10 protein-coding genes and 2 pseudogenes are annotated in these 12,717 nt (G+C 65.7%); 6 read left to right on the top strand and 6 right to left on the bottom strand.

What is annotated here, in order from left to right; all coding sequences use genetic code 11:
* The 5 genes and pseudogenes from BLW84_RS30700 to BLW84_RS30680 form a co-directional block, all read left to right on the top strand.
* A partial coding sequence (locus BLW84_RS30700; RefSeq protein WP_143061157.1) for a polysaccharide deacetylase family protein occupies nucleotides 1-1,035 on the top strand: 1,035 nt, incomplete at its 5' end.
* Nucleotides 1,036-1,048: 13 nt separating this feature from the next.
* A complete protein-coding gene (locus tag BLW84_RS30695) occupies nucleotides 1,049-2,590 on the top strand; it encodes an AMP-binding protein (RefSeq protein WP_093272324.1) in 1,542 nt (513 codons plus the stop codon).
* On the top strand, nucleotides 2,587-3,438 hold the full coding sequence (locus tag BLW84_RS30690; protein WP_093272322.1) for an enoyl-CoA hydratase: 852 nt from the start codon (nucleotides 2,587-2,589) through the stop codon (nucleotides 3,436-3,438). Before BLW84_RS30695 ends, BLW84_RS30690 begins: the two co-directional genes overlap by 4 nt.
* A gap of 35 nt (nucleotides 3,439-3,473) precedes the next feature.
* Nucleotides 3,474-5,018 carry an AMP-binding protein gene (locus tag BLW84_RS30685; RefSeq protein ID WP_177226777.1) on the top strand — a complete coding sequence of 515 codons (1,545 nt, stop codon included), beginning with the start codon at nucleotides 3,474-3,476 and terminating at the stop codon, nucleotides 5,016-5,018.
* 47 nt (nucleotides 5,019-5,065) lie between these two features.
* Nucleotides 5,066-5,829, top strand: a pseudogene (locus BLW84_RS30680) (SDR family NAD(P)-dependent oxidoreductase).
* An 893-nt stretch (nucleotides 5,830-6,722) separates the two neighbouring features.
* On the opposite strand, the gene BLW84_RS30670 reads toward BLW84_RS30680, so the two are convergent.
* The 5 genes and pseudogenes from BLW84_RS30670 to BLW84_RS49395 all read right to left on the bottom strand — a co-directional run bounded on the left by BLW84_RS30670 (nucleotide 6,723) and on the right by BLW84_RS49395 (nucleotide 11,404).
* Nucleotides 6,723-7,550, bottom strand: coding sequence for a transposase family protein (locus BLW84_RS30670; protein ID WP_093272315.1), 828 nt, complete (start codon nucleotides 7,548-7,550; stop codon nucleotides 6,723-6,725).
* Between the two features lie 92 nt (nucleotides 7,551-7,642).
* Nucleotides 7,643-8,323: a hypothetical protein gene (locus tag BLW84_RS46595; protein WP_143061156.1), complete on the bottom strand. Its 681-nt coding sequence runs from the start codon at nucleotides 8,321-8,323 to the stop codon at nucleotides 7,643-7,645.
* Nucleotides 8,324-9,139: 816 nt separating this feature from the next.
* Nucleotides 9,140-9,855 (bottom strand): annotated as a pseudogene (locus BLW84_RS30665) (ATP-binding protein).
* Nucleotides 9,856-9,908: 53 nt separating this feature from the next.
* The gene (locus BLW84_RS49400) at nucleotides 9,909-10,811 is read right to left on the bottom strand and encodes a hypothetical protein (RefSeq protein ID WP_245761503.1); all 903 of its coding nucleotides are present in this window, start codon (nucleotides 10,809-10,811) and stop codon (nucleotides 9,909-9,911) included.
* 32 nt (nucleotides 10,812-10,843) lie between these two features.
* Nucleotides 10,844-11,404 carry a hypothetical protein gene (locus BLW84_RS49395; RefSeq protein ID WP_245761502.1) on the bottom strand — a complete coding sequence of 187 codons (561 nt, stop codon included), beginning with the start codon at nucleotides 11,402-11,404 and terminating at the stop codon, nucleotides 10,844-10,846.
* 524 nt (nucleotides 11,405-11,928) lie between these two features.
* Between BLW84_RS49395 and BLW84_RS30655 the strand changes: the two genes are divergently transcribed.
* The gene (locus BLW84_RS30655; RefSeq protein WP_177226776.1) at nucleotides 11,929-12,201 is read left to right on the top strand and encodes a hypothetical protein; all 273 of its coding nucleotides are present in this window, start codon (nucleotides 11,929-11,931) and stop codon (nucleotides 12,199-12,201) included.
* Nucleotides 12,202-12,540: 339 nt separating this feature from the next.
* Here BLW84_RS30655 and BLW84_RS48530 read toward each other — a convergent pair whose 3' ends face one another.
* Nucleotides 12,541-12,714: a hypothetical protein gene (locus BLW84_RS48530; RefSeq protein WP_218157540.1), complete on the bottom strand. Its 174-nt coding sequence runs from the start codon at nucleotides 12,712-12,714 to the stop codon at nucleotides 12,541-12,543.
* Between the last annotated feature and the right edge of the window lie 3 nt (nucleotides 12,715-12,717).

Raw genomic sequence — 12,717 nt, 5'->3', positions numbered from 1 at the left:
TGCTTGAGTCTGTCGCAACGATGGCACGAGTTTCGCTCAAACCCAAAGGAGAGTCCGATGTCGAAATCTTCTGGCGGTCTGCTTTCAGGCCTCGAAGTCGCGGTCACCGTGGACGACCAATTCCAGTGGACCGGGATCCCGTTTCCCGAAGGGCATGGTCCGCACACCGTGTCGAAGAAGATGATGAAGGCATTTGAAGCCTATGGGGTTCCCGGCGTTTACGCCTTCAACAGCACTGCGCCGACGGAGGAAGATCCGCGCATGCTCGACATCCTCGATGACTGGTGCGCCGCCGGGCACTACGTCGGCAACCACACGCACCAGCACATCAGCCTCAACTGGCTGGACGTCGACACCTACCTCCGCGACATCGAGACCAGCGAGCGGCTGTTGAGCAGATGGATAGAGGCATCGCCGTCGCGCTACTTCCGCTACGCCTTCGCCATGGAGGGCGACAGCGCGACCAAAACGAGCCAGGTCCAGACTCACCTGAGCCAAAACGGGTTCCTGTCCTCCCCGGTCACGCTCTGGTTCTACGACGCCCAGTTCATGGTCGCCTATGACCGCGCCCTGCGGCTCACGGACCGGGCGGCGCAGCGCTGGATCGAGGACACCTTGGTCGACACCGCGATCGAGCAGATAGAAAACCAAGCAGCCGCGGCTACTGCCGCGCTCGGCCGGTCACCGGCGCACATCATGCTGATCCACGGCACGACGGTCGCCGGTGCGACCATCGAGCGGATCCTCGATCGGCTCACCGAGGAAGGCGTCGTGTTCGTCACCTCGGAACGGGCGATGGCCGACCCTGCCAACGTGATCGGTTCGCCGGTGACCACCCGCCAGTTCCGCAACTCGACGCAGAAGTGGGCCGAGCACGCGGGCGTGTCCATCCCGGATGTTCCGCCGGCGGTGCTCGCCGAGGTGGAGAAGGCGGCTCCCATCGAGGGCATGAGTTACGACGAGGTTCTTGGCCGGGCGATCCAGGAGTGGACGCGCCGGGTGCCCTTCACTCCGGTTCCGGCCGACTTCCACTGAGAAGGGACCTGGCATGAGCGAACCGCGAATCCACTCAGGCGGAACTTCTCAGTCGCTGGAGACGCTGCGCACCCGTGCTGCGCGGCTGGCATCGGCCCTCAACGCCGACGGGATCGGTCCGGGCGACTGCGTCGCCGTTGTCATGCGCAATGACATCGCGTTCGTGGAGGTGACGCTCGCGGTCGGGCTCGTCGGGGCTGCCCCGGTTCCGATCAACTGGCACTGGACGGGGGACGACCTCGCACACGCGCTGGCCGACAGCCGCTCCCGGCTCGCGGTGGTCCACACCGACCTGCTGCCGGCCGTGGAGTCCAGCGCACCCGGGCTGCCGATCATCGAGGCGGAGATACCGCCCGGGGTGCGGTGTGCCTACGGGCTGGCCGAACAGCCGTCCACCGGAAGGTGGCCGACGCTGTCGCAGCGCATCGGCGACCACGAACCCCGCACCGAACCCTCACCTGCCGCCCCGATGAGCGTGATCTACACGTCCGGCACCACCGGGCGGGCCAAGGGAGTGCTCCGCGACCCGGTCGCGGTGGCCGACCGCCCGACGTTGCTGGCCAACATCGCGAAGCTGTGGCACCTGGCTCCAGCCGAGACGACCCTCATCCCGGCGCCGCTCTACCACTCCGCTCCGAACGTGCACGCCACCTTCGCCGTCGCGCTGGGCATGAACTTGCACATCATGCCTCGCTTCGACGCCGAGGAGTTCCTGCGGCTGGTGCAGGAGCACCGCGTCAACAGCGTGCAGATGGTTCCTACGATGTTCAACCGGCTGCTGCAGCTGCCCGAGCAGGTGCGGCGTTCCTACGACCTCTCCTCGCTGAAGGCCATCGTGCACGCGGCCGCGCCGTGCCCGCGGCACGTCAAGGAAGCCATGATCGGCTGGTTGGGTCCGATCGTGCACGAGTACTACGGCGGCGCCGAGGTGGGTGCCTTCACTGCCTGCGACACGGCGGAGGCCCTGAGCCGTCCCGGCACCGTCGGGCGCCCGATCCTTGATGCCGATGTGCGCATCCTCGGAGAGGACGGAACTGACAAGCCGGTGGGCGAGGACGGCATCGTCTACGGGCGCTGCTTCACCGGCTGGCCGGACTTCACCTACATCGATGACGAGCCCAAACGCCGTCGGATGGAAAGGGACGGCTACCTCACCCTCGGCGACATCGGCCACCTCGACGACGAGGGCTATCTCTACCTCAGCGACCGGCTCAACGACATGGTCGTCTCGGGCGGCGTGAACATCTACCCCGCCGAGGTCGAGGCGTGCCTGCTCGACCTCGAGGGGGTCGCCGATGTGGCCGTGTTCGGCATCCCCGACCCCGACCTGGGAGAGGTGCTCGCCGCCCACATCCAGCCGGTCCCCGGCGCGATCCTCCACCCGGCCGAGATCCGGACCCACGTCGGCTCCCGCCTGGCGCGCTACAAGGTACCGCGGGAAGTGGTGCTCGCCGACGAGCTGCCGCGCGAGGACACCGGAAAACTGTTCAAGCGCCGGCTCAAGCAGCAGTACCTCGAGGCGGCGGGGCACAACGGGGACGAGGGGGTTGCATGAGTTCGTCCGTGCTTCTCGAGAGCCCGGAGACCGGTATCGCGCGGGTGGTGCTGAACCGGCCCGAGCGTCGCAACGCGCAGAACCCCCAGATGCTCTACGACCTCGACGAGGCGCTGGCGATCGCGGTCCGGGACCGGACAGTCCGGGTGATCATCCTGGCTGGTGCGGGACCCGACTTCTCCGCCGGACATGATCTCAACGAACGCGACTCGAGGATTCCCGGGCCGTCCGTGGCCACCCTCGAGGGCGCTTTCGACGCCGACGGGGTCGAGGGCAGGCACGCGTTCGAATGCGAGGCCTATCTGGGAATGTGCCGCCGGTGGCGCGATCTGCCCAAACCCACGATCGCCCAGGCCCACGGGCGTTGCATCGCCGGAGCGCTGATGCTGTTGTGGCCGATGGACCTGATCGTGGCCGGCGAATCGGCGACCTTCTCTGATCCGGTAGCGGCATTCGGGCTCAACGGTGCGGAGTACTTCACCCACGTGTGGGAGGTGGGCGCGCGCAAGGCCAAGGAAATGCTGTTCACCGGCGCTCCTGTGACTGCTGCGGACGCACATCGGCTGGGCATGGTCAACCACGTGGTCCCCGACGACGACCTCGCGGACTTCACCCTCGACCTCGCACGGCGGATCGCACGCATGCCCGAGTACGCGCTGCGGCTGGCGAAGTCCAGCGTCAACAACAGCCTCGCCGCCCAAGGCCAGGACGTGGCGCTGGAGTCGGCGTTCGCCCTGCACATCGCCGGGCACGCCAACAACCTCTCCCGCCACGGCGACATCATCGACCCCGGTGGTGTCGACACGATCCGGGCGCTGTCCCGCCAGGCGCCGGAGCGTGCGCCGTGACGAATCCATCCCGAACCAGCCCGCGGGAGGCAGCGTTGACCAGCGACACCCGTCCAACCATCGAAGGTTGGCTCGCCGAGTACGACGCACGGGACGCCGACGTCGCGTGGCTGCTGTGCGACCGGCACGACCCGAATGCGGTCGCCTTCACCTTCGTCGACGCCGACCTGCGGACGCACGACCTGACCTTCGGTGAGCTCGCCGAGCGTTCCCGCCGACTCGCCACCGTGCTCGCCGACCACGAATTGCGGCGCGGCAGCAGAGTGCCGGTGCTCATGGGAAAACGACCGGAACTCATCGTCACGCTCGTGGCGATCTGGCGCCTCGGTGCGGTCCACGTGCCGCTGTTCACCGCGTTCGCCACCGGAGCCGTCCAGCTGCGCGTCGAGGCGGCCGGCGCCGAGCTCGTGATCACCGACCGCGCGCAGCGTGCCAAGGTCGACCCGATTCCCGGGATCACGGCACTCGACGTCGACCAGTTGGAGCGGGCCGCTGCCGACCGTGAACCCCACACCGGGCGGGAGACGGTTGGCGGCGACGGCACATTCCTGCAGCTCTACACCAGCGGCACGACGGGGCGGCCGAAGGGCGTTCCGGTGCCGGTACGGGCGATAGCCGGGTTCCGGTCGTACATGCACTTCGCCATGGACGTCACGGCGGACGACGTGCACTGGAACGCGGCCGACCCCGGGTGGGCCTACGGCCTCTACTACGGCATCGTCACACCACTGGCCGCGGCCCGGCGCAACCTGCTGGTGGACGCCGGATTCACCCCCGAGCTCACCACGGAGGTCCTGCGACGGCAGGCGGTGACCAACTTCGCCGGTGCACCCACCATGTACCGGGCCATCGGCCGCAGCGGCCTCGTCGAGGGCGTGCGGCTGCGGCGTGCGTGTTCGGCGGGAGAGCCACTGACACCTGACATCGTGCGGTGGGCGCGCGAGACCCTCGACGTCGAGATCCGCGACCACTACGGGCAGACCGAACTGGGCATGGTCATCGGCAACTGCGCGCACGAGAACGTGGCACGTCCGCTCAAGGACGCGTCGATGGGACAGCAGCTGCCGGGCATCGTCGCCGACGTCGTCGACGGACGGATCGCGGTGTCGACCAAGAGTCCGCTGTTCTGGTTCACCGGGTACCGGGGAGAGCCCGAGCGCACCGACGAGCGCTTCACCGGGGACGGCGCCTGGTACCTCACCGGCGACACCGGACGTGTCGATGAGGACGGCTACTTCTTCTTCACCGCACGGGACGACGACGTCATCCTGGCCGCCGGATACCGGATTGGACCGTTCGACGTGGAGAGCGTGCTGATCACCCACCCCGCTGTCGCCGACGTCGCCGTGGTGGGGCAGAAGGACCCGGACGGTGTGCGCGGCGAAATCGTGGTGGCCTATGCCGTTCTCCTCGAAGGTGCCGAGCCCGGAGACGACCTCGTTCGGGAGCTTCAGGCGCACGTGCGCGAGCGTTACTCGGCCCATGCCTACCCCCGACTGATCCGGTTCGTGGACGCGCTCCCCAAGACACCCAGCGGGAAGGTGCAGCGGTTCAAACTGCGCGAGCTTCACGCTGACTGACGAACGCACTCGCCAGCTTCCGAAACCCACGCGATTCCAGGAGAAACATGCGCATTGATCCGACAACGGCGGCTGTGGTGACTGGAGGTGCTTCTGGTCTCGGCGAAGCGACCGTGCGGCGCCTGTACCGCGAAGGCGCTTCGGTCGTCATCGCCGACCTGCCCTGCTCCTCAGGTCAGTCGCTAGCTGACGCCCTCGGAGAACGCGCGGTTTTCGTGCCCGCCGATGTTCGAGAAGAAGCGGGAGTGTCACGTGCACTCGATGCCGCTGAGGATTCGGCGGGCTGCGAGTGGTCATCACGTGCGCCGGGATCGCGACACCGGGGCGGATCCTGGGAAGCGGCGGCCCGCTCTCGCTCGACGAGTTCAAACAGGTGCTGGACATCAACCTCGTCGGCACGGTCAACGTGCTCAGACTCGCCGCCGCGCGGATGTCCGCGAACGAACCGGTCGACGGCGACCGAGGCGCCGTGATCATGACCTCCTCGATCTCCGCCTACGACGGCCAGATCGGCCAAGCCGCTTATGCCGCCAGCAAAGGCGGTATCACCGCGCTGACGCTCAGCGCCGCGCGTGACCTGGCCGAACACGGGATCCGCGTGAACACCATCGCCCCGGGCATCTTCGCCACACCCCTCATGCTCGGCCTTCCCGACAAAGCACGGAAAACCCTCGAACAGCGCGTACCCCATCCGCCCCGGCTCGGCACACCGGAAGAGTTCGCCTCGCTCGCCGCACACATCATCGACAACCAGATGATCAACGGCGAGGTAATCCGCCTCGACGGAGCCCTACGAATGCCACCGAAGTGACCGTGATCCCCAGGCAGCGCACGAATCCAGCCGGTTCCGTATGCCCGGCTGTTTCGCCTGGTCAACAAAGTGCCCCCGGTGCGATTCGAACGCACACTGTACGGATTTTGAGTCGGCTTCACGCTGTGGCTCTGGTGTATCGCCTGGTCATTGGGCGTGTGATCTCGCTCTCATGGTGCTCTGTGGGCATGATCGGCGACCGTTCATGCCCAAACCCATGCCCATTGGGGCCACTGTGGATAGTTGCGTGTGCGACGCTTCGCATAAGCGCTGTGATCAACATTCGCGGCGGGGTGGTTGATCCAGTTCGCCTTGCAGGCGGTCCAAGCCGGGCGCGAAGCGGGAGACAGGCGGCCCGGAGCCAGGCGGAGTGACTGTCAAAGCCGAGAACTAAATCCGGCATGGTCACCTTGACCACAGGTGCAGCTGGGCAAGCCGGACAACACAGTGTTGGGCACGTTGCCGAGCTGGTCACCTCGGCTAAGGGAGCGATCGGCTCGCGACAGTGACGGCGTTCGTGGTTGCGGTCAACGCGTTCACGAACGTCTGATGGACCTCGTGGGCCCGTTCTGACGTCAAGCAGTACCGGACGGGCTTGGAGATACGGTCACCCGGCTCGGTCACGGCCGTCTCGTACTCATCCTCGCCGGAGATCGGATCAAGTCCGATCCGTGTTGTTTCGAACACCCAGGTCTGATCGCCAATGATCACTTCTGTCTGAATCAGAGCCAGAAGGCTAGGGCTGGGAATTCGCTGCCCCCAGTGCCTTTAGTCCCGAGTGTCCGACGGTACAGGCTGGGTGATCGCCCCCAACTTCTGGCCCACCGATGCTACCTCCGCCATTGAGCCTTTCCGCGTAACCTCCCGTGACGTTGTGTGATCAATTTGGTTGATCATGTGGTGCGGCCGTGTTCGTGGTGGAGCAGGACCAGGGCGGCGACGATGTCGCCGAGGCGCCAGGGGCAGCCGCGGTAGCGACGTAGAGCCCTATAGGTGGTCTTGAGTAGCGAGTTGGCGCGCTCGCCGAGGCAGCGCAGGGCGCCGTGGATGGCGTTGTAGGACTGTTGGTCGATGGTGAGTTGCTCGTCTTTGGGCTTCTTACACGGGATCGTGAAGGTCTCGGGCTCGCCTTCATAGCCGAGGTCGGCAAGGGCGAGAGCGCCGTCGGTGATCCAGTCGGTGATCCGCGTGAGCAGTTCGGGGTCGGCGCGGGCGGCACTCATGTCGTGCTCCCGGCCGGGTCGCACGTCGGAGGTCCACAGCGGCCATCCGTCCGGGGCGGAGACAACCTGAATGTTCCCGCCGTGATGGCGGTGCTTGCCGCTCCACCACAAATCCACCCCGCGGATGGGGCCTGGGGTGGAGATCCGGTCGGTGTGGATCAGCGTGCCGTCCACGATCACATGCGAGTGACCAGCCGCCTTGGCCGTCAGCAGCGCCCCGTGCAGCGACGGCCGGCGCGCGGCGAGCACCGAAATGCCCTCGTCCCGGTACTCATACGCCGTCGACAAGGCGACGGCGTTGTCCCTGGCCCGCACCGCCATCCGGGTGTCTTCCAGGAACCAGCGCAGCACCAAAACGGCCTGCTTGCAGGTCCCCATCGCACGCCGTCCCTTGCGGGTACCCCGCCGGAGACGCTCGGCGTGCGGCAGTCCGGACAGGAACAAGACGCTGTCCTCGGATACCTCCAGAACAGCGGTACATGTGACACTCGTAGACACGCGGGGTCCCTGTGAAGTTGATCTGAGAGAAGACCACTTCGTAGCAGGGATCCCGCGTCTTCACACGCATCCCCGCTCGGCGCGCCCCAAGATCACACAGCGTCGCGAACCGTTACTCGGAACGGCTCATTAAGCAGGCTGTGGCGCTCGTCCGGTATGAGTCGACGCAACTGGCCCATCTCCCAAGAATCGAATTTCGAGATAAACAATTCGAGAGTATCGAAAGTGTAGCGTTGAAGCAGGCCAATAGTTCCTGAATCTATTTCTTTCCCTATAAAAGACCGATACTTGAGGTTTCGCAAAGCTGCGTAATGTTTGCGTTGGTACCGCAGAAGAAATCTCGCAGTCGCCAGGTGCCTGTCGTCAACGATCTGAGCAAGTACGATCTCGACTGCCCTATGTGCCGCTAATGACCTCTCGTGGCACGTATGCGCTGGTTGCCACTCCTCTCTGAGGAGGTTGGCACCAGAGGCGTTAAAGCGCGCCCAGTCGCCCTCCAAATAGTACTCGTATATGCGTCGAACCTCCGGCCAAAGCTTCTCGGCGGCGAAACGTGCTCGCTTGAGGTGCGTGAATAGGTTCGTAACGTTGCTCTCACCGGCGAGATGAAGGAGGGTCATGGTCGGCGCGGAACCAAATTCGCCCATTTCCGCAGCCATAAAATTACTCGGAACATGAGGATCGACGGTAACGGCGAGTTTCGACTCTGGCTCACTGTTGAGCATTTCGGCGTCGAAATCAACCTTAAGTGTTTTCAATTCGTTTCCCTGCATGCGTCCTCGGATAGGCACACGGCACGCTGGGCATGGTAAATAGAAGCGCGTCAAGTTGCTGGGTGCTACCGTAAGATGAATGACAAATCGCTCTTGGCAGCCTCGGCAGAGGATCGCGTAGCGAGAGATCACGTTGCAAGCGTCGTTTTCTGCGCCCCAGTTGTTACCAGACATCACTTCGACGACTGGCAGGAGGAGAGCTCCAGCGCAGGCGCTGGGGTGGGTGTCGGCCCTTGCCCTCCGGTTGCGAGGGGCTTTACGGCCGCTGGTTCCGGGTGTCGCTGGGTGCGGGGTGTGAGCGGTCGTCACCACTGGGTCCTCAGCAAATGCCAGCTTAAGCGCTTGATCACGTCTTTCCTGTCGAAGAGGCCGCTACTCGACGGCGGATGGAGATCCTTCCTTGGGTACGGGCAAGGATCAGCCGTTGTCCCTAAAGCTGTGTGGCTCGCGGTGGTAGCGGAGGTACTTTGGGTTGATCTTGTGCGCCGTCTGGACCCTCCACACCAGGGCAGCGACGTTCCCCACATAGCTGTAGCGGGACAGGTAACCGTGTCCCGAAACCGAGCACCCGCTACAAGGGCCACGGGGGCTGTTCGGGCACACGTTGGGACACCCGACAGCACCTGTCCCGACCGTGCACCAGTCGGCTTTTTCACAGCTCACAAGGCAAACCCGCCCGGCCCATCAATGCGTCCCAGGCGGACTCCCGGCGGGACAGGTGTCAACGGACGTTTGGTAGTCCGGGTGGGTGGACTGCCTCCGGGATGGCGGACATGAGGATTCCGGGTTGATGGACAGGAGTTCTCCGGGGGATGGTCAGTTCAAGGGGATCACCCCCTTGCCGGCGAGTGCTTCGGCGAGTCGGTGGGAGTCGCCTTTGGTGGTGACCAGGTGGGCGTGGTGCAGGAGTCTGTCGACGGTCGCGGTGGCGAGGGTTTTGGGCATGATCGAGTCGAAGCCGCTGGGGTGGATGTTGCTGGTGACCGCGATGGAGCGGCGTTCGTAGGCGGCGTCGATGATCCGGTTGAACGCTTCGGCGGCGTCTTGTCCGGTGGGCAGCATGCCGATGTCGTCGACAACGATGAGGTCGCAGCCGAGATCTTGCTGATGGCGCGGGCGATGGTGCCGTCGACCTTGGCTTTGCCGACGGCGGTGGTGAGGGTTTCCATGGTGAACCATGCGACGCGCATGTCGTTTTCGATGGCCGCGTGGGCGAGGGCCTCGACGAAGTGGCCTTTGCCGGTGCCGCTCGGTCCGGCGACCGCCAGGTTCTCGTGCCTGCTGATCCATTCCAGGGTGGATAGTGCGTTCTGGGTGGCCTCGGGGATGGAGGATTCCTCGGGTTGCCAGGTGGAGAACGTCTTGCCGGTGGGGAAGTTCGCGGTCTTGCGTCGCTGTCGGCGGGTGGCCGAGGCCCGGCCGGTGGCCTCCTCGTCGAGCAGGACGCGCAGCATTTCGGCGGGATCCCAGCGCTGGGCGCGGGCGGTGGCGAGCACGTCGGGCGCGGCCTTGCGCAGGTAGGGCAGCCGCATCCGGCGCAGTAGCCGGTCGAGCTCGTCGGGGATGGCGGGTGCTTTGGGGCTGCTCATGCGCCGAACACCTCCCAGCCGCGGGTGCCTGGCTGGACCGAGTGGTTCTCATCGGCGCGGACCACGTCGTCGGCGGGCCCGCGGGCGGCGAGGTGGTCGCAGATCGCGGCGAGGTCTGCCTCGGCGAACCGGCCGGCGATCGCGGCCAGCCCCAGCGCCTCATCGACCCGGTCGGCGCCGAGCACCGCGGCCAACTCGACCGCGCGAGCCATCTTGACGCGGATGCGGGTCACCCCGGTGGCGGCGGCCTCGACCAGCCAGCGCCTGGCCCCTTCGCCCAGGGCGAGGAACGCGACCTCTTCCGGGGTGCGAGCCCGCACTTTCGGCGGGCGGGGCAGGTTCCCGCCGGGGTGGTGCGGGTAGTGGGCGTCGACGATGCGCGGGTTGCCTGGGGTGGACAACTCGTGCCGGGCGATCTCAGCCAGCCCGGCCGACGTCCGGCCGGTGATCACCAGATCTTCACCGGCCACCCGAACCCAGACCTTGCTGGCCTGGTGTCCGTCCGGGGTGGAGTAACGCACCGACCCGAACCGGATCGTCTGATCGGTCTCCACCAGGCGCTCCTCGCCCAGGGCGATCGCGTGCGGCTCGAGCGGCAGCACATGCAGATGCTGCCGCTCGACGGCCAGCCGCTCCACCGGCGTCGCCCCGGTCTCCCGATGCACCCGGGCATTGACGCGTTCGCACCACTGGAAACACGCGTCCGACAGCTCGGCCAACGACGAGTAGGCCGGCAGCAGATTCGCGGTCGTGGGCACCAGGTCCGCCTTGGCGATCTTCACCGTGTGCTCCGAACCGCCCTTAGACTCCGGGTCGAACGGCTCACACGTTTCGACCTTGCAGCCGTAGTGCCGGCCTGCCGCAACGATGTCCGGATGCCGCACCGGAACCCCAGCCACCCGGTCGATCGTCACCGTCCTCGGGTTGTCAGTCAGCAGATACGTTGGCGCGCCACCGAATCGGCGCAACACCGTGTCCACACAAGACACCAGAGTGCCAGCGTCTGATCCCAGTTCGCGATGACGACCCGGTATCGTGACCACGACAGCCACGCGCAGAACAACTGCGTGCGACGCCCACCAACTCGCGGGCCTTCGCCCCAGTCGAACTGGCACCACATGCCCGGCTCAGGCAGCCAGGGCCGGTACTTGCGCCGGTGCCCGGCCTTCCACGCCGCCTTCGCCTCGGCCACCGCCCGCCGCGTGGTGCGGTCGGTGCCGGTGAACCCCATCGCCACCAAGCGCTGATGCGCCACATCCGCCCGCACCCGACCCTGGGACTTGTCCACCAGTTCCTCGATCTTGCCCAGGAACGGGTCAATCGAACGGGCCCGCCGCGTCCTCACCAGCGGATCCTTCCCAACGTCGCGGATCGCGACATAACGCTTCACGGTCTTCTCGTCCACCCCAGCCAGCTCCGCAGCCGAGTGCGCGCAGCGGGTGAGGTCGAACGCTTCCAAGATCTCCATGATCTCCCTGTCAGACTTGGTCACGGGATCCCTCCGGAACGGGGTCGGCATTGATCGGCAATCAGAGCCAACCCCGCCGGAGGGTTCCCTCCCTGCATTGCAGTTCAGGCGTGTCCCGGAGATCTCAAGTCCACCCATCCGGAGATTTCATGTCCGCCGATCCGGACCGAACTGTCCGCCCACCCAGATTTTTTCGCGTCCGCCGGCAACAGGCGGGACAGCGATATACCCCTGCCTCAACCAATTTCGGGAAGCACGAGCCGGGTGGATAGTGTGCAACTCCCCCCTCGGACACAAAAATGTGGCATACCTGCTACATCTGACGTGCCAGTTTTGAAGGCACTCCAATACGCTGATTCAGCGTTCCTATGGCTACCCCATCACGTCTGGTGGGGGTGGTCGATGTGACCGGCTCCGTGATCAGGCCGGTGGTCCCCTCCGCAATACCTGCGCGACAGGACAGCACCTCGGCGGCAGGACGCCCTGGGGCCGTCGGCACCCGCCGAGCGCTTCCCCTCCCCGTCGTCCCGGCACCACACGAGCGTGGCGTGGTGTACGGGCTGGCGGCAGTCGATGGCCGGGGACGCATCGCCGATCAGGCGGTGCTCTGCGCGCTGGGCTGGACACCCGGAACCCGACTGGCCATCCGCGAAAGCCGCCGCCTTCTGATCATCCACACCGACACCCATGGCGTGTTCAAGATCACCAAGCAGGGACATCTGCGGCTTCCCGCCCCGGTCCGGCACTGCAGCAGCCTACTGCCCGGCGACCGTGTCCTGCTCCACTCGCCCAACCAGCCCAGCACCACGACGACCAAATAACATTCAATCAACACTGAAAATATTGATTATCTTGAACCAACACACCGCCCGCACCCCCTCCTGAAGATCAACAACTGGTGCATTGAACACTTGACACCGCCGAAGAACTCCTTGAACGTGCCGTTCACACAACCGGCGAGCAGGGGGCTGCGGCACCGTAGGAGGATCTCTTCCCGGCTCGGGGCGCAAGGGAGCGCGAAAACGCGTGCACAGCGACGCCGTCGAGCAGGATCGCACGGGTGCGGAGACCAGCGCCCAGTCCGACGGGCTTTCACCCAGGTCCCGGACTTCTAACGGCTCGGACGGATCACGCCGGATCGGGTCGGCGACGGTCATCGGTTACCGCGGCCAGAGGATGAGCTGGGTGCAGCGGAACACTGCGGCTGTTCGGTCCTCGGTGACCGTGGCGTCCCACAGCTGCGTGGAGCGACCACTGTGGACGGAAGTCACGCTGCAATGCAGGACGCCTTCCCAGGCTGTGGTGACGAACTCGGCGGGCAGCGTTTCGATCATCGA

This window comes from Saccharopolyspora shandongensis (genome assembly GCF_900106995.1).
GTDB classification, from domain to species: Bacteria; Actinomycetota; Actinomycetes; order Mycobacteriales; family Pseudonocardiaceae; genus Saccharopolyspora; species Saccharopolyspora shandongensis.
The sequence above is the reverse complement of the archived record's forward strand: the minus strand, read 5'-3'. Positions and strand labels throughout refer to the sequence as shown.

Excerpts from the sequence above, each read along its gene's own strand:
- BLW84_RS30695 (WP_093272324.1), top strand. The coding sequence starts at position 1,049 with ATGAGCGAACCGCGAATCCACTCAGGCGGAACTTCTCAGTCGCTGGAG.
- BLW84_RS30690 (WP_093272322.1), top strand. The coding sequence starts at position 2,587 with ATGAGTTCGTCCGTGCTTCTCGAGAGCCCGGAGACCGGTATCGCGCGG.
- BLW84_RS46595 (WP_143061156.1), bottom strand. The coding sequence starts at position 8,323 with ATGCAGGGAAACGAATTGAAAACACTTAAGGTTGATTTCGACGCCGAA.
- BLW84_RS48530 (WP_218157540.1), bottom strand. The coding sequence starts at position 12,714 with ATGATCGAAACGCTGCCCGCCGAGTTCGTCACCACAGCCTGGGAAGGC.